The following is a 24,489-nucleotide window of genomic DNA, read 5'->3' as shown; positions in this document are numbered from 1 at the left end:
TGAGCTTAGCGACGACGGCCTGCGCAGCCACTGACCAGGACGCACCCCTGAATCCGTGCCAAACCGATTTACAAACCCCGTGCGGTTGTCTAAGTTGTCAGCGCTTGGCCAGGAGCGATCGACCGAGGAGACCGCTCGATGCCCGTCGTCGACAGCCGGCTCGGCGCCGGGGAAGAGCCCGCGGCGCCCGAGCGCGCCGCCGTGCCCAGTCCCCGGATCCCGCTCGCGCCCGCGTCAGTGCCCACGCTCGCCCTGTTCGCGGGCGGTCTCGCGGTGTGGGGCACGGCCACGTGGCTCTTGTTGTGCGGCTTCGCGCCCCTGTGGGTGACGATCCCGCTGCACGCGCTCGTCACGTTCACGATGTTCACCGTCGCGCACGAGTCGGCCCACCACGCGGCCGGGAAACTCACGTGGCTCAACGAGGTGCTCGGCCGGCTGGCGATGCTGTTCGTCGCGGCGTACGGCTCGTTCCCGTTCCTGCGTTTCATCCACCTCGAGCACCACCGTTACACCAATGCCGACGCGAGCACCGATCCCGACGCGTGGACCTCGCAGGGTCCGTGGTGGCAGCTGCCGTTCCGCTGGCTGACGATCGACTTCTGGTACGTGCGCTTCTACTCCCGCCGCGTGCACGACCGGCCCCGCCCCGAGCGCGCGGAGACGCTCGTGGCACTGGTGGCGTTCGCCGCCATGGTGGTCACCGTGGTCGCGTGCGGCCGCGGCTGGGAACTGCTGGTGGTCTACCTGATCCCGCAGCAGCTCGGGCTCGCGCTGCTGGCGTGGTGGTTCGACTGGCTGCCCCACCACGGCCTGGCGGAGAACCGCTTCGGCGCCACGCGGGTGCGCGTGGGGCTGGAGTGGCTGATGACGCCGATCATGCTGTACCAGAACTACCACCTGGTGCACCACCTTCACCCGGCGATCCCGTTCTACCGCTACGTGCGCGCGTGGAAGGACAACCGCGACGCGTACCTGGCGCGCGAGGTCCCGATCACCACGGCGTGGGGCCGCGAGCTGACGGCCGCCGAGTACCGCGCGTGGCGGCGGCTCACCGAGTGCTTCGAGAAGGCGCCCGCGCCGGAACCGTTGCGGCGCGGGCCGCGGCGCTTCCACGCGTTGCGGGTCCGTGCCGTGGAACCGATCGCCCAGGACGCGGTGGCGATCACCTTCGACGTGCCCGAGCAGCTGCACGAGACGTTCCGCCACGTGCCCGGCCAGCACGTGGTCGTGCGCACGACAGTGGACGGCACCGTGGTCCGGCGCACGTACTCCCTCTGCTCCCCCGCCGGTTCGACGTCGTTGCAGATCGCGGTGAAACGCCGTGAGGGCGGCACTTTCTCACCGTTCGCGACTTCGCGGCTGAAGCCGGGCGACATGCTCGAAGTGCTGCCACCTTCGGGCGGCTTCACGCTCTCGCCGTGCCCGGACCGTTCTGCGCACTACGTCGTGCTGGCGGCCGGCAGCGGGATCACGCCGGTGCTGTCGATCCTGTCCAGCACCCTGCGCGCGGAGGCCCACAGCCGCGCGACCCTGTTGTACGTCAACACTTCCGGCGCGACGACGATGTTCGCCGACGAGATCAGCGCCCTGGCCCGCGAGTGGGCCGGCCGGCTGCACGTGGTCCACTTCCGCACCGACGAACGCGATCCCGACCTGCACGCCCACCGTCCCGTGCGCCACTTCGACACCGTCGGCGAGGCTCTCGCGATCTCCCACGAGCGCTACCGCCGCGGCCGCCTCGACGCCACCCGGCTGCGCGCGCTGCTGCAGAACCGCCTCCACCCGGCCAAGGTCGACCAGTGGTTCCTCTGCGGCCCGCCCGGCCTGCTCGACCTGGCGCGGCGCACCCTGCGCGAGGCCTACGTCCCCGACGAGGACGTGCAGTTCGAGCTCTTCGCCGGAGCTCCGGCCCGCAGCCCGGAAGGTTCGCCGGCCGCCCTGTCGGTCACCGTCGGGCGGCACGTGACGGACATCGTGACGCAGCCGGGCGAAACCGTGCTGGATGCTTCTTTGCGCGCCCGGCTCGACGTGCCGTATTCGTGTACCGGCGGCGCGTGCGGGAGCTGCGTGGCGAAGCTGGTGCGCGGGCGCGTGGACATGGACGTGCAGTACGCGCTGACCGAGGCGGATGTGGCGGACAACCGGATCCTGACGTGCCGCGCCCGCCCGACGACGCCTGAGCTGGCGGTCGATTACGACCGGTGAGTGCTGCTGAGGTTGCCGCCCGGCTGACGGGTCTTGAGGTCGTGCGTACGCGCTCGTCGGGTTCTTTGGTGGAAGCCGAGGTGGCCGACGGGTGGGTGGTGGTGAAGCACGCGCCTGGCGCGGCAGTGGCGGAGGCGGCGGGGTTGCGGTGGCTGGCTTCGGCTGACGCGGTGCCGGTGGTTGGTGTGCGTGGCTTCGACGACGAGTGGCTGGTTCTGGACCACGTTGTCAGTGCCCGTCCGACGGTCGCCGCGGCGCGGTCGTTCGGGCTCGGCCTGGCCCGGTTGCACGCGGCCGGGGCGCCGGCGTTCGGTTCGCCGCCGCCGGGTGGGCCGGTGGAGGCGTGGATCGGACGGGCCCCGATGGCGAACGTGACCGGCGCCGAGTGGCCGCGGTGGTATGCGGAGCAGCGGGTCTTGCCGTACGTGCGGCGTGCGGTGGACGGCGGGGTGCTGGATGGTGGCGAGGCTGGGGTATTCGAACGGGCGTGTTCGCTTTTTGCTTCCGTTGCCGGCCCAGCCGAACCTCCCGCGCGGTTACACGGGGATTTGTGGAACGGCAACGTCTTGTGGACCGCGGACGGGGTCTGCCTCATCGACCCGGCCGCCCATGGTGGGCACCGCGAGACGGATCTCGCGATGCTCCACCTGTTCGGCTGCCCGCACTTGGAGGAGATGCTCGCGGCTTACGACTCGGCCGCACCGCTGGCCGCCGGGTGGCGGGCGCGGGTGGCGCTGCATCAGTTGTTTCCGCTGCTGGTGCATGCTGTCTTGTTTGGACGGTCGTATGCTGTGCAAGCCCTTGCTGCCGCTCGGGAGCTACTGTGACGGCGGCCGGTCATCCGCTTCTGGCCGGCCCGGCCCGGCGCTCACGCACCACCAGCGGCGGCCGTCTTGCGCCGAGTAAGCCCTTGCTGCCGCTCCGGAAATAATGTGACGGCGGACGGTCATCCGCTCCCGGCCGACTCCAACCCCGCCGCTCGCATGCCACGACGTGCGGCGGTCTTACGCCGCGCTGCCCTCTGCCGCAGCGGAGGAGCTGCGGTGACGGCGGGACGCCGGTCGCTGTCGGTTGGTGCTCGTCCGGTCGTCCCGCAGCTCGGGGATGCCGCGCGTTTGGGCGGTCGTGCGCGGAGCCAGCGGCCGACGGATCTACTGTGACGGCGGCCCATCCATCGCTTCCGTGACCGAGGTGGCCGTGGCCGTGTCTCCGGAGGTCGTGGCGACGATGGTGACCTCTTCGCCGTTGGTGATGCCTGTCGCCGTGGCCGAGTCGAGGGTGTAGGTCTTGGTGAAGCCGTCGTCGCTCTGGGCGGTGAGGGAGGTGGCGGACAGGGCGGTGACTTTGCCGGTCTGGAGGAACTTCGTCACGTAGGTGCCGGTGTCGTCGGTGGTGGTGAATTCGCCGTGGAGGGCTTGGCCAAGGACGCCGGCGCCGGCAGGGCCACCGGGGCCGCCTTGGCCGAAGCCGCCCGTGCCCGGGCCGGCGGCGGTGGCCGTGCCGGCGTCCGTGGAGCTGCTCGCGAGCCAGATCGCGGCGCCGCCACCGACGGCGACCGCGGCGGCGACCCCGCCGGCCATCCACTTGCGCCGGGGGTCCGGGCTGCTCGGCGTTGCACCCCAGGGCTGGGTGTCCTGAGTGGACTGTTCAGTCATCACGTGCTCCTTCAACGGGGGGATGACCACCACCGTCGAGGCGAAGTCTGTGCCGGGACTGTGGCCGTCGGCAGCCCAGCCGGTGACCCCGACTTTTCGGACAGCCGACATCACAGCGGGCTCACAGGCAGCACACATGCGGCCCACACCCGGCGCCCGCACGCTCGTGTCATGACACAGCGCGCGAGGACCCGCTTCGGGCGGTTGTCGTTGCGCGTGAAGCTGACCGTGGCGATCGTGGCGCTGCTGTCGCTGGTGTGCCTGGTGATCGGGGTGGTGAGCGAGTTCGCGTTGCGCGCGTTCCTCATCGACCAGACCGACGGGCAGCTCTACGCCGCCGCCGGCCGCGCGCAGGACTTCGCGACGCACGGCGGGCCGCTGGGCGGCCACAACCCGGTCGACGCGCCCGGGCAGGGCGCCGGCACCGTCAACGCCCACTTCTCCGGCGGCCGGCTCATCGACGGCGGCTCGCTGTCCCAGCACGGCCAGCGCGTCACGCTCACCGCCGACCAGCTCGCGGCGTTGCAGAGCCTGCCGGCCGACGGCCACGCGTACTCGCGCACCGTCGGCGATCTCGGCGACTACCGCCTCACCGCAACCCCGATTCCCGACGGGGTGGTGGTGACCGGTGTGCCGCTGGAACAAGTGCACCAGACGCTGCTCACGGTCGGCCTGATCCTCTTCGGCGTCGCGGCCGCCGGCGTCACGGGCGCGGCGTTCATCGGCGCCTTCGCGGTCCGGCGGACTTTGCGCCCGCTCGACCGCGTCGCCGCGACGGCCGCCCGCGTCTCCGAGCTGCCGCTGGACCGCGGCTACGTGGACCTGTCCGTCCGCGTTCCTGACGGCGACACCGACCCCCGCACGGAAGTCGGCCAGGTCGGCTCGGCGCTCAACCTCATGCTCGGCCACATTTCCGCCGCGCTGGAAGCGAGGCACGCCAGCGAAATGCGCGTACGCCGCTTCGTCGCCGACGCCAGCCACGAGCTGCGTACACCTCTGGCCGCCATCCGCGGCTACGCCGAGCTCGCCGGCCGCAGCCGCATGCACGTGCCCCCGGACGTCGCCCGGTCCATGACCCGCATCGAATCCGAGGCCGACCGCATGACGACGCTGGTCGAAGACCTCCTGCTCCTCGCCCGCCTCGACGCCGGCCGCCCCCTCGACGTCGCCGAAGTCGACCTGGCCCGCCTCGTCGCCGACGCCGTCGGGGACGCCCACGTGGCCGGCCCCTCGCACCACTGGGAGCTCCGCCTGCCCGACTCCCCCGTGCTCGTGCTGGGCGACGTCCAGCGCCTCCACCAGGTCCTGGCGAATTTGCTGGCCAACGCCCGCGTCCACACCCCACCCGGCACCACCGTCGTGACGTCGCTGGCCCGCTCCGCCGACGGCACCGCCGTCATCACCGTCACCGACAACGGCCCGGGCATCCCCCCGGACCTCCTCCCGGCCGTCTTCGAACGCTTCGCCCGCGGGGACTCCTCGCGCTCGCGGGCCGCCGGCTCGACCGGCCTCGGCCTGGCCATCGCGGCGGCCGTCCTGGTGGCGCACTACGGGACCATCGAGGTGCACAGCATTCCCGGGCGGACGGAGTTCGCGGTCCGGCTGCCGGTCTCGGTCCCCGCCCAGCGCACCGGCGAACCCGCGCAGATCGAAGCCTGATTCCTCCCCTACCACCCGTGATGTCCGCTCACCCTGTGACATCCCGTCGCACAGGAGGCACACAGGGTGTCCACAACGGCGGCCCAGGCAGGGCCGACAGGGTGACTGTCATGACCGCAGTCGCGATTCCCGCCGCACAGCCGAAGCGGGTGGACGTCACCCGGCCCCGTTGGGTGCGGCCGGCGTTGGCCGTCCTGCTCGCCGGTACGGCCGTGCTGTACGTGGTGGACCTCAGCGCCTCCGGGTGGGCCAACGCGTTCTACTCCGCGGCCGCCCAGGCGGGCGCGCAGAGCTGGAAGGCGTGGTTCTTCGGGTCCAGCGACGCGGCCAACGGCATCACGGTCGACAAAACCCCCGCCGCGCTGTGGGTGATGGGCCTGGCGACGCGCCTGTTCGGCGTGAACGCGTGGAGCGTGCTCGTCCCGCAGGCGCTGATGGGGGTCGGGTCGACATATCTGCTCTACGCGACCGTCCGCCGCACCTCCGGAGCCGCGGCCGGACTGCTGGCCGGGACGGTCCTGAGCCTCACCCCCGCCGCCGCGTTGATCTTTCGCTTCAACAATCCCGACGCGCTTCTCGTCCTGTTGCTCATCACCGCCGCCCACGCCACGGTGCGGGCGATCGAGAAGGCCAGTCCGAAGTGGCTCGCGCTGGCGGGAGTGGCCGTCGGGTTCGGGTTTCTCGCGAAGATGCTGCAGGCGTTCCTCGTGCTGCCCGCGCTGGGCCTCGCCTACCTGATCGCCGCGCCGACGCCGATCAGCAAACGCTTGCTCCACCTCGCCGGCGCACTGGGAGCCGTCATCGTGTCGGCCGGCTGGTACCTCGCGGCGGTCGCGCTGTGGCCCGCCGCGGACCGGCCCTACATCGGCGGTTCCCAGGACAACAGCCTCCTCGGCCTCACCTTCGGCTACAACGGCTTCGGCCGCATCACCGGCGACGAGACCGGCAGCGTCGGCGGCGGACGCGGCGGCGGGTGGGGCACCACGGGCCTCTTCCGCCTGTTCGGCAGCGAAATGGCCGGCGGCATCGCGTGGCTGCTGCCCGCCGCGCTGCTCGCGCTGGGCGCCGGCCTGTGGTTCACGCGCCGAGCGCCCCGCACCGACCGCAGCCGCGCGGCACTCGTGATCTGGGGCGGCTGGCTGCTGGTGACCGCGATCGTCTTCAGCTACATGGGCGGCATCATCCACCCGTACTACACGGTCGCCCTGGCCCCGGCCGTCGCGGCGCTCGTCGGCACGGCCGTGGTGCAGCTGTGGCGCCTGCGCGACGACCCCGCCGCAGCCGGCGCGCTCAGCGGCGGTCTCGCACTCACGGCCGTGACCTCCTACGTCCTGCTGATGGCCGAACCGTCCTGGCAACCGTGGCTGGCGCCCGCGATTCTGGTCGCGGGGCTGTCCGCGGCGGTCGCGGTGTTCTTCGTCAACCAGCTCGGCCGCACCGCCGCGCGGGGGCTCGCGGTCCTGGGCCTGGTGACGCTGCTGGCCGCTTCGGGCGCTTACACGATCGCCACAGCGGCGACTCCCCACGGCGGCGCCATTCCCTCGGCCGGGCCGTCAACCGGCCGAGGCTTCGGTGGTGGCGGCTTCGGAGGCGGCGGTCGTGGCGGCGGCATGGCCGGTGGCCTCTTCGGCACCGTGACCCCCGGCCCGAACCTCACCGCACTCCTGCAAGTCCCCGGCCACACCTGGACCGCCGCCACCGTCGGCTCCAACAACGCCGCCGGCTACCAGCTCGCGAGCAACCTCCCCGTCCTCGCCGTCGGCGGCTTCAACGGCACCGACCCGTACCCGACCCTGGCCCAGTTCCAGCAATACGTCCACGATGGACAAATCCACTACTTCCTCGGCGACGGCCTCATGATGCAAGGCAGCTCCGGCAGCGACGACGCCCAGCAGATCGCCACCTGGGTCGCCGACCACTTCCGGGCGACCACAGTGGACGGTGTCACCGTGTACGACCTGACAAACTGAGATAAGCCGCGCCTCGCGGCGAAATCCGGTAGCCCACCTCGAGCGAGAGCGTGAGGCCCAGATCCTTCAGCTTGCGCACGGACCGCTTGAACACCAGCAGCTCCGCCCACCCCAGCTGCTCGGCCAGCGTCCCCGCCCGCAGCCCCGGGTTCGCCGCGATCGCCTCCAAAGCAGCCCTCGTCCACGGCCCAGCCGGACCTGAGGCGTCAAACCTCGTCAACCGCGCGGAAATCGCCTCGACGTCCGGACCCGACAACGCCGCGTCGGCCGCCAGCGCGGCCCGCGGATCCCCGCTCTGCACGACGTGGAACGAGACCCGGTACAACGGCACCGACTCGTCGCCACGCAGGTTCGAAACCAGCTCCGCCAGATCCGCGTATCCGGCCGCCGCGGCGTCCTCGTCCGTCAGATCCGCGACGGTCACCTCGTCGACGTGCTCCACCTCGATCAGGTCCACGCCCGTGCGGTACCGATGCCCGGCGATCGCCTTGTTGCGCGCCCACCTGCGCACCATCACGGTCACGCGCCCCGCGTGGATGCCTTCCCGCAGCCGTGCCTCGAACAGCATCCGCCCATCCTACGAGCAACCCCCGGCACAGCACTCGGGCGGCGATTCAGCCTGCCCAACCCGAACGCACCGGCGCAGCGATGCCTGGGCTGACGCGGGAGTACCCAACGGCGGCGGGGCGCCGGACAGCCCCGCGCTCGCCTCCTTCGCTCAGGACCTCGTCCTGGAGAACCACCGCCCTGGTGGCCGAGGTGTTGCCTGGCCGCACTGTGTCGATCACGACCACGGCCATCCCATGACCCCGCTGGTCCTCAACGGCGTCGCGGCCTGGGTCTGCCCCGCCGTCCCCGGTGAGGCGGCTGTGCCCGTCGGTGAGCTCCGCAGGGGCTCTCGGCCCTGAACGCCGCGCTGCACAGCGAGTCCGCTGCAACCCCGAGCCGTTCAAGATCACCCGATGGGGAACCGACCCACAGGCGCCCCACAGCGCCGCCACAAGCCGGCCAAAGCCGGGGGCCGAACGATGGCTGCCATGAACGCCACCGCACCCTCCCGAAACGGAACCGGAACCGGGGCCAAGGCCGAAGTGCCCCAGCCCCGGCCCGGGTCGACGCCGGTCGGCCTCGGTGGGCCGCAGCCGGTGCTCGACGTCGTGATTCCGGTGTACAACGAGGAAACCGACCTGGAGCCCTGCATCCGCCGCCTGCACGCGCACCTCGAGGAGCAAGCCGGCTACGCCTACCGCATCACCATCGCGGACAACGCGAGCACCGACAAGACGCTCCACGTCGCCGAGCGGCTCGCCAGAGAGTTCGCCCAGGTCGAGGTCCACCACCTCGGCGAGAAGGGTCGCGGCCGCGCACTCAACGCCGTCTGGTCCACTTCGGACGCCCAGGTGCTGGCCTACATGGACGTCGACCTCTCCACCGATCTCGCCGCCCTGCAGCCGCTCGTGGCGCCGCTGCTCTCGGGTCACTCGGACCTCGCCATCGGCAGCCGGCTCGCACGCGGTGCGCGTGTGGTGCGAGGGCCGAAACGTGAGTTCATTTCCCGCTGCTACAACCTCATCCTCAAAAGCGCGCTCGCCGCCCGGTTCTCCGACGCGCAGTGCGGCTTCAAGGCCATCCGCGCCGACGTCGCCCGCCGCCTGCTCCCCCACGTGCAGGACACGGGCTGGTTCTTCGACACCGAGCTCCTCGTCCTCGCCCAGCGCTCGGGTCTGAGGATCCACGAAGTGCCGGTCGATTGGGTGGACGACCCCGGTTCGTCCGTCCACATCGTCAAGACTGCCACCGAAGACCTCAAGGGCATCGTGCGCATCACGCGCGCCACGTTCACCGGCGCGATCCCCGTGCGCCGCCTGCGCGAGCAGCTCGGCCGCGAGCCCATCGGCGTCACCGCGCCCGGCGTCTCGCCCAGCCTCGTGAAGCAGCTCGTGCGCTTTGCCGCGGTCGGGGTCGCCAGCACCGCCGCATACCTGCTGCTGTTCCTCTTGTTGCGCAACGGAATCGGCTCGCAACCCGCGAACTTCCTGGCTCTGTTCGTCACGGCCGTCGCCAACACCGCGGTGAACCGCCGCGTCACGTTCGGCGTCCGCGGCCGCGGCGGGGCCGGGCGCCACCAGTTCGAGGGCCTGATCGTGTTCGGTCTCGGCCTCGTGCTCACCAGCGGCTCGCTGGCCCTGCTCAACCACACGACCCACCCCGGGCTCGTGCTGGAGACCACCGTGCTCGTGCTGGCGAACCTCGCCGCCACGGTGCTGCGCTTCCTGCTGCTGCGCGGCTGGGTGTTCAACCCCGGCCGGCGCCCGTCCGAGGAGACCCCATGACTGCCACGCTCGCCGTCCCCGCCAGACAGAAACCCGCACATCGCAAAGAGCAACGCTGGGGTCGCCCGGCTGTGTTCGGCCTCCTCGCGCTCACGGCCGTGCTCTACTTCTGGGATCTCACCGCCTCGGGCTTCGGCAACTCCTTTTACGCCGCCGCCGTGCAGTCCGGCACGCAGAACGTCGAGGCCTGGCTCTTCGGCTCGCTCGACGCCGGCAACGTGATCACCGTCGACAAACCGCCCGCCGCCCTCTGGGTCGGCACGGCCTTCGCCCGCATCTTCGGCTTCTCCAGCTTCACGGTGCTGGCCCCGCAGGCGCTCATGGGCGTCGCGTCCGTCGGCCTGCTCTACCTCACGGTGCGCCGTGTCTCCGGCCCCGTCCCCGGCCTCCTCGCCGGCGCCGGCCTCGCGCTGACGCCCGTGGCCGCGCTGATGTTCCGCTTCGACAACCCCGACGCCCTGCTCGTCCTCCTGCTCATCGCCGCCGCCTACTTCACCGTGCGTGCGCTGGAAAAGGCGAGCCCGGGCTGGCTGGCACTGGCCGGCGTGGCCATCGGCTTCGGTTTCCTGACGAAGATGATGCAGGCCTTCCTCGTCCTGCCCGCCTTCGCGCTGGCCTACCTCATCGCCGCTCCGACGACGCTCGGGAAGCGCTTGCTCCACCTCCTGGCCGCCGCGGCCGCCGTGGTCGTGTCCGCGGGCTGGTTCGTGGCGCTCGTCGAGCTGTGGCCTGCGGCCTCACGTCCCTATATCGGCGGCAGCACCGGCGACAGCCTTTTGGAGCTCGCCCTCGGCTACAACGGTCTCGGCCGCATCTTCGGCGGCGAAGGCAACGGTGGAGGCGGCTTCGGCGGAGGCGGCAACGCGGGTGGCAACACGATGTTCGGCGGCAGCTCCGGCCTCGGCCGGATGTTCGGCCCCAGCTTCGGCACGGAGGTCTCCTGGCTGCTGCCCGCCGCGGTCATCGGAATCGTCGCCGGCCTGTGGTTCACTCGCCGCGCCGCGCGCACCGACCGCACCCGCGCCGCGCTTGTCGTCTGGGGCGGGTGGTTGGTCGTCACGGGGCTGGTGTTCAGCTTCATGAGCGGCACCGTCCACCCGTACTACGCCGTGCAGCTCGCCCCCGCGATCGCCGCCCTGGTCGCGATTTCCGGCCACGCGCTGTGGCAAGGCCGCGCACAAACCGCGCCACGGGCCGTGCTCGGCGCGATGATCGCCGTGACGGCCGTGTGGAGCTTCATCCTCCTCGACCGCACGCCCGACTGGTTCCCCGCGCTGCGGTGGATCATCGTGGTGTTGGGGGTGCTCGTCGCGACGGTCGTGGTCGTCGGCGTGCCCCCGCTCCGCAAGGCGCTGGTGGTCCTGGCCGCGGCGAGCGTCCTGACGCTCGGGCTCGGCACCGCCGCGTACGCCGTCGACACGGCCGCTCAGCCCCACACCGGCTCCATCCCGACGTCCGGCCCGGCCACCAACCGGGGTTTCGGCGGCGGCTTCGGTGACGAACCAGCCGACTCCGAAGTGGGCCGGCTGCTGTCGCAGACCACCACGAAGTGGGCCGCCGCCACCACGGGCTCGCAGTCGGCCGCGAGCTTGGAGCTGGCCAGCGGCAAGTCCGTGATCGGCATCGGCGGCTGGTCCGGCAGCGACGCGGCGCCGACGCCGGCGGAGTTCCAGCAGTACGTGTCGAACGGCCAGATCTCCTACTACGTCGACGGCGGCCGCGGCGGCGGGCCCGGCGGCGGCTCCAGCGAGATCACCGAGTGGGTCGCGGCGAACTTCACCGCCACCGCCGTCGGCAACACGACCGTTTACGACCTCACCCAGTGACCACGTGGAGGCAGAGGTTTAGGCCAACAGGGGAAAACCAGCCGCTCCTCAGGATGCTCCCAGGAAACGGGCGCAGTCTGGAGAGGGCAAGGGGGAAGTCGCGAACACCCGGGAGGTCACGATGGCCGGATACCCACGCTGGCACACCGCCAGCGCCCAGGGCCCCCGCGAGCGCAACGCCGACGCCGTGAGCGCCTACGCCGTCGCCGGCGCGCCCGGGATCACCTTCGCGCTCGCCGACGGCGTCGGCGACGACCCCGGCGCCGGCCGCGCCGCACAGACCGCCGCCGCGGCCGCCGCGCGCACGCCCGTGCAGAGCGGGCCCGTCGCGGCGATCCTCAACGCCCAGCGCGCCCTGCGCGAGCTCGGCGGCACCGGCGACGCCGTGCTCGTGGTCGCCATGCCCTTCCCCGGCGGCTACCGCATCGCGCGGGTCGGCGATTCCCGCGCGTATGCCTGGGACGGCACCATGATCCGCAAGCTCACCACCGACCACACGCTGGCCGAGTACTTCCGCGCGCGCCACCAGCCGTACTCGCCGCGCATGGAGCACATGGTCACCACGAGCGTGCGCACCACGAAGCCCGACGAGATCAGCACGACGGAGGTCGTCGGCGGCGGCCTGCTGCTCACCAGCGACGGCGTGCACAAGGTCCTTCCGCCCGCCACCATCGACGAGATCCTCGCCGACCCCGCGCGCGGCGCCGCAGCGCTGGTCGAGACGGCCATCACCCTCGGCGGCACCGACAACGCCACCGCGCTCTTCGTCGAACAGCCGCAGGTGGACGTGGCCGCCATCGTCACCGAACGATTTCCCTCAGCTGCCTGGTCCAGCGTTGCCTGAATCCGAGCTGCCTGATCCACGCTGATCGGCGCGTTCCCGGCGCAGCTGCCGGTATTCGCGGTAGACGAGCACGATGATCACCGCGTCGAGTGCCGCGAAGAACGGCAACGCGATCGAATGCGTGTCGATCGCCCGGCACACCTCGTAGACCACGAACGCACCCAGCACCACCATCGCCACCGGGTACGCCCGCACCCACTTGCGCGAGAGCGCGAACACCAGCGCCAGCTTGATCACGCCGTGGGCCAGCAGGTACGCGACCGCGAACGTTTTCGTCCCGCCGTCCACGAAGTGCTCGGTCGCGAGCTCCAGGTGGTGGGCGAGCGTGCCCGACGGGTCGCCCAGCAGGTCGCGCGTGATCACGGCATGGGTGAAGCCGGTGACCACCGTCGACGGGATGAACGCCAGGATCAGCGCCCCGACCAGCTGCAGCGCGCCGTCGAGCCCTTTGAGCGCGATCGCGATCCGGAACAGCCGCTCGGTGCTCGTCTTCTGCTGCTTCTCCTGGTTCGGCTCCGCCATCGGTCCAGCCAACACGAAAACCGCCGGTCACGCTCGGGACGAGCCCCGGGCCTGGCACGATTCGCACCTTTGGTGGCGCGCCGCGCGGTTCGTGGCGTCGCGGCCGTAGAACGGGTAACACGCCGAACCGCACAACGCCAGGAACACGTTCCCGCACCGCAACGGCCTCGGCCCCACCTGGTGCACCAGCCCGACCACATGCCGGCGCGTGCCGGCCTCGGGCAGCCACCCGTCGGGCGGCAGCACCGCGAGGATGGCCGCGTTCAGCTCGTCCGACCTGGTCACGAGCGCGCCACCCAGGTCGAGCAGCCGCTCGCCGAGGTCGCGCAGCGCGTCCGGGCGCGGCAGGTTTTCCTCGAACGTGCGCGCCAGGAACGCCAGATCCGTGGCCAGCGAGGCGTGCAGATCCCGGATCCGCTCGAGCAGCAAGATGTCGTTCACGTGCGGCTCAGCCAAGCCGACGAACACACCGCACACGTCGGATCGAACCAATTCCCGCCGAGCTGCGGAACATCCTCCCGTGCCACGGTCACCTCCACCCCGCACAACGCGACGAACGATTCCTCCGGACGCGGCGCGAAAGGCCCTTCAAGGGCATGCCGTTTTCCCTCGGCCTGCTGCCATCTCAACACAGCGGTCTCCCCTATTCAGCAACGTGCTGACGTTAGCCTTCTGTGCACAGCGGTAAACGGCAACGGCGACCCGGGTGATCATCCGATTACGTATGATGACGCCCATGACCAAGCCTTCTGGCACCCCGCGCGCCGTGGCGCTGGGTGCGGCGCTGCGCGAAGTGCGCGAAGCGAAGAAGTTCGGCCTCCGCGAACTGTCTCGGGCACTCGACCTGAACCCGAGTCTCGTCGCGCACTGGGAAGCCGGAACCCGCATGCCGTCCACCGAGGACGTGGCGACCCTGCTGGGCTATCTGCGGGTGATCGGCGAGCCGAAGCGCCGGATCATGGACCTGGCCAGGCATGTACGCGATCCGAACTGGCTAGCGGACGGACAAGCCGAACTAACGCCGGGATTGACCACACTCCTGCAATGCGAGCAGGGTGCGAGCGCAATCACCGAGTGGACGCTCAATGTCATTCCCGGACTACTGCAGACACCCGACTATGCTCGCGCAATCTTCGAAGAAGGTCTGACTCCTCAGCAAGCCGATGCGCGTATTCGAGTTCGCCTCGACCGGCAAAATATTCTCACCGGTATCGAACCAGTAAAGTATTCAGCAATCGTCAGCATCCACGCTTTCGATGAGCCGATTGCCCCGGACTGGGTCATGTCCGATCAAATGGATCACCTGCTGGCGATGTCGAGCCGTGCCAACATCAACCTGAGGATCTTGCCCCGACCACTTCGATGGCACCCCGGAATGACTGGCTCATTCGTGCTTTATCAATACAAGCATCGCGATCCGATTGTCCTGCTGGAGCAGCACAGCACTACGTCGTTCCTCAGCAATGATAAGGATTGGGGCCTTTATCAGCGCCTTGCTAAGCTTCTCGCAGGAGAGGCATTGAGCGAGGACGCCAGCCGCGAGTTGATCGCGGAGGCAGCAAGGTAGACGGAGGCCAGACATGCAGACTGCCCTGTGGCGGAAGTCGTCCTACAGCCAGCAGGAATCCGCCTGCGTTGAGGTGGCAGTCTCGGAAGAGATCGGTGTCCGGGACACCAAGAATCGCGAAGCGGGACAACTCACCGTCTCGCGCGAAGCGTGGCAGGGCGTGCTGGCCGCGTTGCAGGCGAAGCACTGAAGCAGTGCGGCAACACTGAAGCCCGGGGTTGCGGCCCTGTTGGACCGCAACCCCGGACTTGTCAGGCGCGCGCCACCGCCGGCGGACCGGCGTTGACGCCCCAGCTCGTCGGGGTGTCCGAGAGCTGAATCTTGATCGTTCCCGCGCGCAGCAGGTCCTTGTGCGACAACCAGCTCTGCCGCAGCTTGCCGCCGTTGCCCGGGCCGTCGGTCTTGACCGAGGACACGTACTGCAGCTTCGAAGCGCTGGCGCCCGGGGCCTCGATGGTGATCGTGCGGCCGTGCTCGGGCCGGATCTCGACCTTGTCGAACATGGGCGCGGTGACCACGTAGGTCGCGGAGCCCGGCTGGGCCTCGAAGATGCCGGCCATGGCGAAGACGAGCAGCGACGAGGTGGCGCCGAGGTCGTCGTTGCCGGGCATGCCGTAGACGTTGTCGGTGAAGAGCGTGCGCAGGGCGCGCAGCACGGCCGACGTCTTCCACGGCGCGCTGGTCCACGTGTACAGCCACGGGGCGGCGAAGTCGGGCTCGTTGTTGGGGTTGAAGGCGAAGGCGTTGTGGTAGTCGTAGGCGCCCGTCACCCAGGAGTCCGAGGCGGCCTTCGCCGGGTCGGTGAGCACGGTGGGCATGTCGAAGAACTTGTCGAGCCGCTGCTCGGCCTGTCCAGCGCCGCCCATCAGCCCGAAGAGGGTCTGCGGGTCCTGCTGGCCCATCCACTGGTACTGCCACGCGGTGCCTTCGTGGAACGCGTTGGTCTGGGTGGGGTCGGGGTTGCCGACCGCCGAGCCGTCCGCGTTCTTCGGGACAGGGAAGCCGTTGAAGCCCTGTGAGGTGATCGTCGGGTCCCACAGCTTGGTGAAGTTGTCACAGCGGGAGGCGAGAGTTTTCGCCTTGTCCTGGTAACCCAGGCCCGATGCCATGGTGGAAAGCGAACAGTCGCCCAGCGCGTACTCCAGCGTGGCGGAGCCGGCCTGGCGGCTGTCACCGTAGGTGTAGCCGGGCAGGTTCTGGTAGGCGACCCAGCCGTTCTGGACATACGACGGGTTGCCGTCGCGGCCGCGGAAGATCGACTGGTCGGCGGGGACCTCGTTGGCGTTCTTCCAGAGCGCGTCGAACAGGCCGTGCGCGGTGCGGTTGTCGAGCAGGCCGCGGTTGTAGAGGTCCACGACCCACGGGGTAATGGGGTCGCCGCTCATCACGTTGGTCTCGCTGTTGCCGAGGCCCCAGCGTGGTAGCCAGCCGCCGTCTTGGTAGATGTGCAGCACGGACTTGGCCATGTCGGCGGCCTTGTCCGGGTGCAGCAGCGCGACGAGCTGGTTCTGCGAACGGTAGGTGTCCCAGAGCGAGAACATCTGGTAGTACGTCGAATCCGCCTTGTGCACCTGGTCGTCGAAGCCGCGGTAGCGGTTGTCCACATCGGACCCGATCGACGGGTGCAGCAGCGAGTGGTAGAGCGCGGTGTAATACGTACGCTGATCTGGTGTTGTTCCACCAGCCACCCGCATGCCGTTGAGCTCGTTCTCCCAAGTGTTGTGCGCCTGTGAACGCGCCTTGTCAAAAGACTTGGGCTGCTCGGCCTTGCGGTTGAGCCGGGCGCCGTCGACCGAGGTGTAGGACAAGCCGACCGACGCGCCGACCTGGTCACCCTTGCCGGGGTCGAACGTCAGGTAGGCGCCGGCGCGCTTGGTGCCGCGGGACGCGTCGCGCTGGTTCGGGGTGAGGGTGCCGTCGGTCCAGGTGCCGAAGCTCGCGAACTTGCGGTCGAACTTGGCGCTGAAGAAGATCCGGTAGCGCTCTTTGCCCGTCTCGCCGCAGAAGTTGCCGCCCTGCAGCCAGCCTTCGACGGTGTCGTCGCCGACCACGTGGACGTCGCCGGCGTAGGTGGAGCCGTTGCTCTCGCCGACCTCGATGAGCACGTTCTCGGGTCCCGAGCCGGCGGGGTAGGTGTAGCGGTGCTGGCCGGTGCGCTGCGTCGCGGTGAGCTCGGCCTGGATGCCGTTGTCGAACTTCACGCCGTAGTAGCCGGGCGCGCGGGTTTCGTTGGCATGGCTGAACTTCGCGCCGTAGGCCGCCGGGTCCGACGAGGTGACGGCCCCGGTGGTCGGCATGAAGCGGAAGTTGCCCATCGTCTGGCAGCCGACACCCGACAGGTGCGTATGGCTGAAGCCGAGGATGGTGTCCTGCTTGTAGTCGTAGGACGCGTACTGGTTCAGCTGCGTGTCGGGACTCAGCTGCACCATCCCGAACGGCACCGCGGCGCCCGGGAACGTCGTCCCGTCGCCGTTGTTGCCGATGCTGGTGTCGACGAGCGTCGTGGGGTCGTCGGCGAACTTGCTGCTCTGGGCCTGAGCCGTGGTGGCCGTGGTCGTGGCCGCCGTGGCCACGGCTCCGGCGAGCACCAAGGCGGCGAACACGCGTTTCCGCGCTCTCATCGCGTTCCTTTCGGGTGACAACGTTGTCAGATCGGGGTGTCTACGATCTTTGTCCGCTCGGTGCACTTCCGTCAATCCACCGGCCGTACCAGTGGCCGATTCACCAGGCAACTGAATCGGTTCCGGTGGTGCAGACCACTGGCACCGTTGTCAGGCGTGTTCCGACAGCTCAGTGCCAGGCTTCCGGCCCCGTCCGCACCACCGTGTCCCGGTCCGCCGCCTCCTCGATGGCCAGCGCGATCCGGTGGTCCTCGATCCCGTCGGCCAGCGGGTACGGCGGCGGGCCTTCGTCGCGGACCCAGGTGCCGGTGTCGGCCAGCAGGGTGGCGATGGCGATCTCCTCGTCGTTCCAGCGGCGGCCCTGGTATGGGTTCCGGTACAGGACCTCGGCGCCGAATGTGAGGTGATCGGTGTCGAAGCCGTCGAGGTCGAGGTCGTAGCCGGTCTGGCGGCGGACGATCGGGGTGTGGACGATGGTGCGGTCGGCGGTCAGCCGCAGGACGTCCTGGTCGGCCAGCTCGCCGCGGGTGCCGCGGACGAGGAGGCGGCGGTGCAGGAGCTGGTTGTGCCACTGGTTGTCGGTGAAGTCGTAGACGCCGAGGCCCTCTTCGAAGACCACCGTGGCGAACGTGGTGACCGCGGGCTTGGTCTCGACTTCCTCGGCCCAGCCCGCGCGGGAAAGCGGGTCCGCCAGCAACGCGGTGGTCCGCGTGGCCCGTACCTCCACCGGGCCACGGCCGGCGCCGAGGAAGGTCCGCATGGAGGACACGGCGTGGTACTGGTGCGTGGAGGACACGTCGACGCGCGTGATGTCGCCGATCACGCCCGAGCGGGCCAGCGCGATGCGGGCTGCGTGGGCGGGCATCCGGCTGTACTGCTCGGCGACCTGGACCAGACCACTCTCGCCGACGTCGTGCCACAGCGCCCGGAGGCCGTCCAGGTGCGGCGCGGGCGGCGTCTCCGCGAGCACCGGCACCCCGCGGCCCACCAGCTCGCGGATCAAGCCGGGAGTGACCTGCCACGGCACCGCCGTCACCACGAAGTCGGGCTTGTGCCGGAGACACTCGTCGAGCGAGGTGAACACGGGCACGGGCAGGTCCTGGGGCCGGCGCGACACCACGCCGAGGCAGTCGAGCTCGTCCGCGAGCCGCCAGAAGTACTCCGCGCGCCAGCCGGATCCCACGATCGCGTAAGTCGTCACGCGATCAACGTATCCCGGTCACGGGCGAGATGACCATGGAAGCGCGCACCTGCGCAGGCGACGATTCGCTGGTGCCCGACCATGCCGATCAGCGCTTCCGGGACTTAGTGACGGCGCATCGCGCGAGCAGGCCCGCCCCCAGGACGACGAGCACCGTCAGCGGAACTCGGACGTATTCCCCGTCGGTCAGTTTGACGATCAAGGTCGCGAGCCCGGCTGCGAGAACCAGGACCAGCAACGTTCGAGTCATCAGGACAGCGAGCACGAGGCTGATGGCCACAGCGCTGCCAGGAGGACAGCTGCCAGAACCTGCCCACGCACGTCAGTCGCTCCTGGTCCCCTCATCGGCGAAACCATGTCCTACCCGGCGTAGGACGACGTCTCCGACGTGTCTCACCGGCGCGCTCCCGCGGCAGTCTGCCGAGCTTCGCGGTAGCGGTCGGGTGCGCTCACCAGCGCACCTTTCGGATCCAGAGGTGACCCTTCGGACAGACATTTCTGGCCATCAGTCGGGAATATCCGCTGTCCACAGCGGACGACGGGCCCGTGTGATACCCACGATGTGGTTTCTGTCGGTACCCGTCTATAGGGTCCCAGTGATCGGTCACCCAGACCGTTCTCGACCCGAGGAGTGTGGGCACGTGCGCTGGACCCGGACCATCCGAGCGGCCGCGCTGCTGGCCGTGGCGGCGCTCGGCCTCACGGCGTGCGGTGGCGGCGGCAGCGACCAGCCGGCTGCGCCGAGCAAGGGCGGCGCGCCGATCGTGGTGGCGTCGTTCAACTTCACCGACAGCCAGATCCTCGCGGAGATCTACGCGAGCGCGCTGGAGGCGAAGGGCTACCCGGTCACGCGGAAGCTGAATCTCGGTTCGCGCGAGCTGATCTACCCGTCGCTGAAGAAGGGCGAGCTGCAGTTCGTGCCGGAGTACCAGGGCGCGGCCATCGCGACGGGCTTCGGCAAGGACGCGGTGAAGGACGCGGCCGGCGAGCACAGCCAGCTGGCCGAGCTGTTCAAGGCCGACGGCATCGGCCTGCTGAACTACGCGCCGGCCGAGGACAAGGACGTCTACATCGTGAAGGCCGACCTGGCGAAGGCGAAGGGCCTGTCCACGATCGGCGACCTGAAGAAGCTCGACAAGGTCGTGATGGCGGGCGGTCCGGAGTGCGAGACGCGGCCGCCGTGCTTCAAGGGCTTCCAGGACGTGTACAAGCTCACGAACGCAACGTTCAAGACCGTGCAGGAGATCGGCCCGCGGGTGCAGGAGCTCGACTCGGGCGGCGCGACCGTGATCCCGGTCGACTCGGTGAGCCCGGTCGCCGGTGACTCGAAGTACGTGGTGCTGAAGGACGACCTCGGGATCGAGCCGACGGAGAACGTCGTGCCGGCGGTGAGCCAGAAGGTGCTCGACGAGCGCGGCGCGGACTTCGCGGCGGCGGTCAACGCCGTCAGCGCGAAACTGACCACGCCCGAGCTGCGCGACCTCAACAGCCGCGTCGACGCCGACGGTGAGCCGGCCGCCGACGTGGCGAAGGACTGGCTCTCGAAGCAGGGCCTGGCCTGAGGTCTGGGTCCGGCGGGTCGGGTTGCGGTCGTTCCCTCCGCTCGGTGGCGCGGACGCCACGGGGTGGAGGGGCCTCGGCCGGCTGCTGCGACCCGGGCGAGACCCTGCCCGCCCGAACGGTCCGCCGGCCGCCGCGCGGATCGGGCGCCGCGTCGAGCGGTCGGCGGGGAGGCCGCCCAGCCGACCGCGGTGGCGCCGGCGCCCGCAGGCCCAACCGCACGACCCCGACCGTCGTGGCGAGGTGCGATCAGGCCACACCCGCGGCCAACCACGGCAGCACCCACCTCTACGACCCCGCCGACCCGGCAACCCCACAACTGCGGCGAAGTGCGGTCGGGCCGCCTAGGCGGCCGGCCAGGCGGCGACGGCACCCGCCGGCAAGCCAACCCGGCAGCACCCATCTCTACAACCCCACCAACCCGGCAACCCCACAACTGCGGCAGCCGCGGCCGAGCCACAGAAGCAGCCGGCCCATGGCGGCGAGGGCACCCGCCCACAAGTCCACCCCCGCCAGCAGCTACCACGAAGCCCACCGCCACGACCCCAACCGCACGACCCCCCGGCCGCGGCGAGGTGCGGTCGGGCCACCGAAGCAGCTGGCCCATGGAGGCGACGGCACCCGCCCGCAGCTGCCGCACCGCACGGCGACCGGCCGACCGGGAAGCCGCTCGCCGAAGCGGTGAGCCGCCGCGGTGAGCCGGAACCACAACATCCGTGACAACACTGCTTGAGGAGCCCAGCTCATGAGCGCGCGACCGTTGCACTTCAACGCTTTCATCTGGCCCAACGGCTACCACGAATCAGCGTGGCGGGTCGTCGACGACGACGTACGTGGGGTCCTCGGCCTGCCGTACTACGCGGACATCGCCCGCACGGCCGAGCGCGGTCTGCTGGACACGATCTTCCTCGCCGACAACATCGCCATCCCCGAGTACCGCGTGGCGCACCTGCCGCAGACGCAGTTCGATCCGATCTCCGTCCTCTCCGCGCTGGCGGCGGTCACCAGTCACATCGGGCTGATCGGCACGGGGTCCACCACGTACAACAAGCCGTGGGAGCTGGCACGGCGGTTCGCGACGCTGGATCACCTCAGCGGGGGCCGGGCGGGGTGGAACATCGTCACCACCGTCACCTCCCTGGCGGCGGCCAACTTCGGCGAGGCCGCGCACCCCGATCACGCCGACCGGTACGCGCGGGCGCACGAGTTCGTCGACGTCGTCACGCGGGCGTGGGACAGCTGGGAAGACGGCGCCCTCGTGGGCGATCGGCCCGACGGCGTGTGGGCGGACCGCGCGAAGCTGCACGCGCCGCGGTTCCACGGCGAGTTCTACGACGTCGAGGGCATCCTGCCGTTCCCGCGGTCGCCGCAGGGGTGGCCGGTGCTCGTGCAGGCGGGGCAGTCGTCGGCGGGGATCGGGTTGGCGGCGCGGTTCGCGGAGCTGGTGTTCTCGGGGCCGCCGTCGTTGGAGGCGGCCGTGAAGTTCCGCACCGATCTGCACGCGCGGGCCGCGGAAGCCGGGCGGGCGCCCGAGCAGGTGCTGGTGTTGCCGGCGTTGATGATCACGCTCGGCGACACCGAGGCGGCCGCACAGGAGAAGGCCCAACGGCTGGAAGACCTGTCCAGCGAGGAGTTCCGGTGGCAGAACGTGCTCTACACCGCCGGGCTCGATCCGGACGCGTTCGACCCGGACGCGCCGTTGCCCGCGGAGCTGCTCGACGCGCCGGCGGCGTCGAGCCGGGCGGCGCAGCTCGTCGAGGCGGCCCGCGCCGAGCCGACCGCGACGCTGCGCGAGCTGACCTCGGCCATGAAAAGCGGCGCGGGTCAGTACCACTTCGTCGGCACGCCGGAGCAGCTGGCCGACCACATCCTCACCTGGCAGGACGCGGGCGCGGTCGACGGCTTCACGATCATGGGCTCCACCCTCCCCTACGAGCTGAGCACCTTCGTCGACCACGTGGTGCCGCTGCTTCAGGCGAAGGGCCGCTTCCGCACGGAGTACACCGGGTCGACTCTGCGCGAGCACCTCGACCTGCCCCGGCCCGCGGGGCGGGGCTGACGCGGAGGTGACGGAAGGCGCCGGCCGGCGCGGCCTCGGTGGTGCCCGCGATCGCGAGAAACCGCAGTGGCGCAACGGAAAGCGCCGAACTCCGGGATGAAGGTTGCCCGGCGGACGTCCACCCGGTGAACTCTTGTCGAGAGGTCTTCGGGTGGCCCGGCCGGGGCCGCAGAATCTGCTCGTGACCCAACGTTTCGCTGCGCGTCTGCGCACTGTGCTGTTCTGTCTGCTGGCCTTCGGGCTCCTGTCTCCCCTCGCCACCGCCGGTGCCACCGAGGCCGGGCACGGGCGGTCGCCGTACTCGCTGTTGCAGATGAACGTCTGCTCCAGCGGCTACGCCGGCTGCTACCCCGGCACCGAGTACCCGAAGATCGTCGACGAGGTAGTCGCCAAGATCAAGGCGAACAACGTCAACGCGGTCACCCTCAACGAGGCGTGCAGCGGCGACGTGGCCCAGGTCGCCGCGCGCACCCGCTACCACTACCGGTTCGCCACGGTGATCTACAACGGCGCCCCGCTGGCCTGCAAAACACCGGAAGGCCGTGGGTTCTTCGGCAACGCCGTGCTGACCAAGGACGCGATCCGCGCGTCCCAGGACGCCCCCTACTCCGTGTTCAGCGGCGTGGAGCAGCGCCGCTGGCTCTGCGTGACGACCGCGCGCGGAGTGGACGTCTGCACCAGCCACCTGTCGACCGACGGCGAGACCCCCGGCACGACGAACTCCGTCCAGTGCGCCGAGCTGACCGCCGTGCTCGCCGCCCGGCACCGGCCGACCATTTTCGCCGGTGACGTCAACCGGCACGCTTCGTGCGCGCCGAAGCGCCAGTGGACACTGACCGACGCGGCCGCGGCCAAGGACCCCGGCATCCAGCACTCCTACGGCACCCTCGCGGCGCCCCGCGCCGAGATCGAACCGACGACCTACACCGACCACGACGCTCTCGTGGTCCGCGCCGAGCTCCGGCACTGACCCGACGCCGGTCCGGGCGCCCAGGTATCGGGGCGCCCGGACCGGCTCACTTCTTCCGTCGGTTGGCCAGGATCGCCTTCACCAACGTCCCCGGCCGAGCCAGCGTCGACGGGTGCGCCAGGAGGTACGCGACCTCGTCGAAGCGGCGCGCGATTTCCGGGTCGTGCACGGACGCGGCGACGATCTGCCCGATCGCCCACTTCTGCAGGCGATACCCGCGGGGATAGGGACCGTCCACATGGGGCAGTTCGAGGTCGCCGCCCGTGGAAAGGCCCCAGGCGGCGTCGACGATCACGCGTTGGAGCGAGAAGAACGCGTGCGCCGGCGCGGTCAGATCCGGGCCGGTGCGCAGGTACTCCGAGAGGCACGAAGCGTGCAACGCGGCGCAGGCCATGCCCTGCCCGTAGATGGGGTTGAAGGACGCGACGGCGTCACCGGTGGCCACCAAGCGCGCGGGAAAGCGGCGGAGGCGGTGGAAGTCACGGCGGCGGCTGTCGGCGTGGCGGTAGGTGGTGATGCCGCCGACCATCTCGTGGGCGGCGACGGCGCCGAACTCGTCCGGCAGCGCGGTCCGGCACAGGTGGACGAAGTCCTCCGGCGTGCTGCCGGGGCGCCGGTCGAGGTAGCCCGACAGCGTGGCGATCCACCGGTCGTCCTCGATCTGGACGGTGACAGCGGCCGCGATGCCCGACGGGTCGCCCGGCGAGTGCATCGACAAGCCCACGCGGGCCTCGGGCCACTCATCGTTGCGGCGCAGCACGGCGGTGGCGTAGTTCAGGTCGATCTTCATCCGCGTCATCGGCGGCTGTTCCCACCCGGCGTCGACCAACCAGTCGCCGAGGCGGCTCGCGCGGCCCATCGCGTCGACGACGAAATCGGCGTCCAGCCGGCCGCCCTCGTACCGGACGGCCGTGACCGCGGTGTCCGAGAACTCCAGCCCCGTCACGCGCGCGACGAGCGCCCGCACGTTCGGCAACGCCAGCGTGTGCTCCCGGATCTGCGCCTCCAGGAACGGCCTGGTGCTGGTCAGGATCTCGGTGTCCGAGCCGACGACCTTGCGCACGCCATCGGAATACGTGTGGCGCAACCGCGCCGGCGCGCGCCGCGCCCCCGCCGCCACGGTCTTCTCGGTGAAGCCCGGGAACCACCGTTCGAGCTGGCGCTGCCCGGCCGGCAGCAGCACGTGCGTCTGCGACCCCTGCGGTGCCCCCTGCCGTGCGCCGGGCCCGGGGTCGTCGCGCTCCAGCACCACGACCTCCTCGGCGTGGTCCGCCAGCGCCCGCGCCGCGAGCAACCCCGCGACGCTCCCGCCCAGCACCACGGCGGTCTTCACCACCACCGGTTCCGCCACCGGCGTGCGGGTATCACTCAGCCGCGCGAAAACCTCAGCGGGCGACATCCTCGTTTCCTCCCCATGCCACGGACACAGGCCGCCAATCCTGTCAGCCCGGCGCGGATTTCCGGATTCTCGGTCACCCGGACCAGTCATCGCCCGAG

21 protein-coding genes are annotated in these 24,489 nt (G+C 70.4%); 12 read left to right on the top strand and 9 right to left on the bottom strand.

Features of this window, described 5'->3' with window-relative positions; all coding sequences use genetic code 11:
• The first annotated feature begins 138 nt into the window (after positions 1-138).
• Both QRX50_RS22135 and QRX50_RS22130 read left to right on the top strand, forming a co-directional pair.
• Positions 139-2,205, top strand: coding sequence for a fatty acid desaturase (locus QRX50_RS22135; RefSeq protein ID WP_285973819.1), 2,067 nt, complete (start codon positions 139-141; stop codon positions 2,203-2,205).
• Entirely contained in the window at positions 2,202-3,032 is an 831-nt protein-coding gene (locus QRX50_RS22130; protein WP_434533302.1) for a fructosamine kinase family protein, read from the top strand. The genes QRX50_RS22135 and QRX50_RS22130 overlap by 4 nt, the downstream gene beginning before the upstream one ends.
• 324 nt (positions 3,033-3,356) lie before the next feature.
• Here the strand turns inward: QRX50_RS22130 and QRX50_RS22125 are convergent, their stop codons facing one another.
• Complete coding sequence (locus tag QRX50_RS22125; RefSeq protein ID WP_285973818.1) at positions 3,357-3,860, bottom strand: hypothetical protein; 504 nt, start codon at positions 3,858-3,860, stop codon at positions 3,357-3,359.
• A 171-nt stretch (positions 3,861-4,031) separates the two neighbouring features.
• On the opposite strand from QRX50_RS22125, the gene QRX50_RS22120 reads away from it, so the two are divergent.
• Both QRX50_RS22120 and QRX50_RS22115 read left to right on the top strand, forming a co-directional pair.
• Positions 4,032-5,519: a sensor histidine kinase gene (locus QRX50_RS22120; protein WP_285973817.1), complete on the top strand. Its 1,488-nt coding sequence runs from the start codon at positions 4,032-4,034 to the stop codon at positions 5,517-5,519.
• A gap of 110 nt (positions 5,520-5,629) precedes the next feature.
• On the top strand, positions 5,630-7,489 hold the full coding sequence (locus tag QRX50_RS22115) for a glycosyltransferase family 39 protein (RefSeq protein WP_285973816.1): 1,860 nt from the start codon (positions 5,630-5,632) through the stop codon (positions 7,487-7,489).
• Here QRX50_RS22115 and QRX50_RS22110 read toward each other — a convergent pair.
• The gene (locus QRX50_RS22110; RefSeq protein WP_285973815.1) at positions 7,464-8,057 is read right to left on the bottom strand and encodes an ASCH domain-containing protein; all 594 of its coding nucleotides are present in this window, start codon (positions 8,055-8,057) and stop codon (positions 7,464-7,466) included. The two genes, QRX50_RS22115 and QRX50_RS22110, sit on opposite strands and share 26 nt — an antisense overlap.
• 469 nt (positions 8,058-8,526) lie before the next feature.
• Between QRX50_RS22110 and QRX50_RS22105 the strand changes: the two genes are divergently transcribed.
• From QRX50_RS22105 to QRX50_RS22095, 3 genes are all read left to right on the top strand, one after another.
• Positions 8,527-9,822, top strand: a complete 1,296-nt coding sequence (locus tag QRX50_RS22105; protein ID WP_285973814.1) for a bifunctional glycosyltransferase family 2/GtrA family protein — start codon at positions 8,527-8,529, stop codon at positions 9,820-9,822.
• Positions 9,819-11,648, top strand: a complete 1,830-nt coding sequence (locus QRX50_RS22100) for a glycosyltransferase family 39 protein (RefSeq protein ID WP_285973813.1) — start codon at positions 9,819-9,821, stop codon at positions 11,646-11,648. Before QRX50_RS22105 ends, QRX50_RS22100 begins: the two co-directional genes overlap by 4 nt.
• Before the next feature lie 121 nt (positions 11,649-11,769).
• A complete protein-coding gene (locus QRX50_RS22095; RefSeq protein ID WP_285973812.1) occupies positions 11,770-12,492 on the top strand; it encodes a PP2C family protein-serine/threonine phosphatase in 723 nt (240 codons plus the stop codon).
• Here QRX50_RS22095 and QRX50_RS22090 read toward each other — a convergent pair.
• The 3 genes from QRX50_RS22090 to QRX50_RS22080 are packed head-to-tail and all read right to left on the bottom strand — an operon-like array spanning position 12,466 to position 13,646.
• On the bottom strand, positions 12,466-13,014 hold the full coding sequence (locus tag QRX50_RS22090) for a DUF2127 domain-containing protein (RefSeq protein WP_285973811.1): 549 nt from the start codon (positions 13,012-13,014) through the stop codon (positions 12,466-12,468). The genes QRX50_RS22095 and QRX50_RS22090 overlap by 27 nt on opposite strands.
• A 27-nt stretch (positions 13,015-13,041) precedes the next feature.
• Positions 13,042-13,455: a hypothetical protein gene (locus QRX50_RS22085; protein ID WP_285973810.1), complete on the bottom strand. Its 414-nt coding sequence runs from the start codon at positions 13,453-13,455 to the stop codon at positions 13,042-13,044.
• Positions 13,452-13,646, bottom strand: a complete 195-nt coding sequence (locus tag QRX50_RS22080; RefSeq protein ID WP_285973809.1) for an HC3 family zinc finger protein — start codon at positions 13,644-13,646, stop codon at positions 13,452-13,454. Before QRX50_RS22080 ends, QRX50_RS22085 begins: the two co-directional genes overlap by 4 nt.
• A gap of 104 nt (positions 13,647-13,750) precedes the next feature.
• Between QRX50_RS22080 and QRX50_RS22075 the strand changes: the two genes are divergently transcribed.
• Together QRX50_RS22075 and QRX50_RS22070 are read left to right on the top strand one after the other, a co-directional pair.
• Positions 13,751-14,581, top strand: coding sequence for a Scr1 family TA system antitoxin-like transcriptional regulator (locus QRX50_RS22075; protein WP_285973808.1), 831 nt, complete (start codon positions 13,751-13,753; stop codon positions 14,579-14,581).
• Between the two features lie 13 nt (positions 14,582-14,594).
• Complete coding sequence (locus QRX50_RS22070; RefSeq protein ID WP_285973807.1) at positions 14,595-14,771, top strand: DUF397 domain-containing protein; 177 nt, start codon at positions 14,595-14,597, stop codon at positions 14,769-14,771.
• 61 nt (positions 14,772-14,832) lie between these two features.
• Here QRX50_RS22070 and QRX50_RS22065 read toward each other — a convergent pair whose 3' ends face one another.
• The 3 genes from QRX50_RS22065 to QRX50_RS22055 form a co-directional block, all read right to left on the bottom strand.
• Positions 14,833-17,202 carry a GH92 family glycosyl hydrolase gene (locus QRX50_RS22065; protein ID WP_285973806.1) on the bottom strand — a complete coding sequence of 790 codons (2,370 nt, stop codon included), beginning with the start codon at positions 17,200-17,202 and terminating at the stop codon, positions 14,833-14,835.
• A 169-nt stretch (positions 17,203-17,371) separates the two neighbouring features.
• Complete coding sequence (locus QRX50_RS22060; protein ID WP_285973805.1) at positions 17,372-18,403, bottom strand: Gfo/Idh/MocA family oxidoreductase; 1,032 nt, start codon at positions 18,401-18,403, stop codon at positions 17,372-17,374.
• Positions 18,404-18,491: 88 nt separating this feature from the next.
• On the bottom strand, positions 18,492-18,683 hold the full coding sequence (locus QRX50_RS22055) for a hypothetical protein (RefSeq protein ID WP_285973804.1): 192 nt from the start codon (positions 18,681-18,683) through the stop codon (positions 18,492-18,494).
• A 361-nt stretch (positions 18,684-19,044) separates the two neighbouring features.
• Between QRX50_RS22055 and QRX50_RS22050 the strand changes: the two genes are divergently transcribed.
• From QRX50_RS22050 to QRX50_RS22040, 3 genes are all read left to right on the top strand, one after another.
• The gene (locus QRX50_RS22050; RefSeq protein WP_285973803.1) at positions 19,045-19,965 is read left to right on the top strand and encodes an ABC transporter substrate-binding protein; all 921 of its coding nucleotides are present in this window, start codon (positions 19,045-19,047) and stop codon (positions 19,963-19,965) included.
• A gap of 743 nt (positions 19,966-20,708) precedes the next feature.
• A complete protein-coding gene (locus tag QRX50_RS22045) occupies positions 20,709-22,022 on the top strand; it encodes an LLM class flavin-dependent oxidoreductase (protein WP_285973802.1) in 1,314 nt (437 codons plus the stop codon).
• A 181-nt stretch (positions 22,023-22,203) separates the two neighbouring features.
• Positions 22,204-22,992 (top strand): endonuclease/exonuclease/phosphatase family protein, encoded by a 789-nt coding sequence (locus QRX50_RS22040; protein WP_285973801.1) that lies wholly within the window; start codon positions 22,204-22,206, stop codon positions 22,990-22,992.
• A gap of 46 nt (positions 22,993-23,038) precedes the next feature.
• On the opposite strand, the gene QRX50_RS22035 is transcribed toward QRX50_RS22040, so the two are convergent.
• Positions 23,039-24,391, bottom strand: a complete 1,353-nt coding sequence (locus QRX50_RS22035) for an FAD-dependent monooxygenase (protein ID WP_285973800.1) — start codon at positions 24,389-24,391, stop codon at positions 23,039-23,041.
• Positions 24,392-24,489 lie beyond the last annotated feature (98 nt).

This window comes from Amycolatopsis sp. 2-15 (assembly GCF_030285625.1).
GTDB classification, from domain to species: domain Bacteria; phylum Actinomycetota; class Actinomycetes; order Mycobacteriales; family Pseudonocardiaceae; genus Amycolatopsis; species Amycolatopsis carbonis.
This window is presented reverse-complemented; position numbering and strand designations above follow the sequence as displayed.